General features: G+C 56.6%; 1 rRNA gene. It reads right to left on the reverse strand.

What is annotated here, in order from left to right:
- Window positions 1–21: 21 nt before the first annotated feature.
- Window positions 22–1550, reverse strand: a 23S ribosomal RNA gene (locus tag E4099_RS31905); the annotation flags it as partial.

The following is a 1550-nucleotide window of genomic DNA, read 5'->3' on the forward strand; positions in this document are numbered from 1 at the left end:
ACACAGTGGACGCGAGCAACTGAGGACAAGCCCTCGGCCTATTAGTACCAGTCAACTCCACCGGTTACCCGGCTTCCATATCTGGCCTATCAACCCAGTCGTCTACTGGGAGCCTTACCCCATCAAGTGGGTGGGAGCCCTCATCTCGAAGCAGGCTTCCCGCTTAGATGCTTTCAGCGGTTATCCCTCCCGAACGTAGCCAACCAGCCATGCCCTTGGCAGAACAACTGGCACACCAGAGGTTCGTCCGTCCCGGTCCTCTCGTACTAGGGACAGCCCTTCTCAAGACTCCTACGCGCACAGCGGATAGGGACCGAACTGTCTCACGACGTTCTAAACCCAGCTCGCGTACCGCTTTAATGGGCGAACAGCCCAACCCTTGGGACCGACTCCAGCCCCAGGATGCGACGAGCCGACATCGAGGTGCCAAACCATCCCGTCGATATGGACTCTTGGGGAAGATCAGCCTGTTATCCCCGGGGTACCTTTTATCCGTTGAGCGACGGCGCTTCCACAAGCCACCGCCGGATCACTAGTCCCGACTTTCGTCCCTGCTCGACCCGTCGGTCTCACAGTCAAGCTCCCTTGTGCACTTACACTCAACACCTGATTGCCAACCAGGCTGAGGGAACCTTTGGGCGCCTCCGTTACCCTTTAGGAGGCAACCGCCCCAGTTAAACTACCCACCAGACACTGTCCCTGATCCGGATCACGGACCCAGGTTAGACATCCAGCACGACCAGAGTGGTATTTCAACGACGACTCCACACACACTGGCGTGCATGCTTCACAGTCTCCCACCTATCCTACACAAGCCGAACCGAACACCAATATCAAGCTATAGTAAAGGTCCCGGGGTCTTTCCGTCCTGCTGCGCGAAACGAGCATCTTTACTCGTAATGCAATTTCACCGGGCCTATGGTTGAGACAGTCGAGAAGTCGTTACGCCATTCGTGCAGGTCGGAACTTACCCGACAAGGAATTTCGCTACCTTAGGATGGTTATAGTTACCACCGCCGTTTACTGGCGCTTAAGTTCTCAGCTTCGCCCCGACGAATCAGAGCTAACCGGTCCCCTTAACGTTCCAGCACCGGGCAGGCGTCAGTCCGTATACATCGCCTTACGGCTTCGCACGGACCTGTGTTTTTAGTAAACAGTCGCTTCTCGCTGGTCTCTGCGGCCACCCCCAGCTCACGGAGTAAATCCGATCACCAGAAATGGCCCCCCTTCTCCCGAAGTTACGGGGGCATTTTGCCGAGTTCCTTAACCATAGTTCACCCGAACGCCTCGGTATTCTCTACCTGACCACCTGAGTCGGTTTAGGGTACGGGCCGCCATGAAACTCGCTAGAGGCTTTTCTCGACAGCATAGGATCATCCACTTCACCACAATCGGCTCGGCATCAGGTCTCAGCCTTAACGTGTGACGGATTTGCCTACCACACGGCCTACACCCTTACCCCGGGACAACCACCGCCCGGGCTGGACTACCTTCCTGCGTCACCCCATCACTCACCTACTACAAGTCTGGTTCGTCGGCTCCACCACTCC

Origin of the sequence: Streptomyces palmae (assembly GCF_004684805.1) — a bacterium.
Taxonomy (GTDB): Bacteria; Actinomycetota; Actinomycetes; order Streptomycetales; family Streptomycetaceae; genus Streptomyces; species Streptomyces palmae.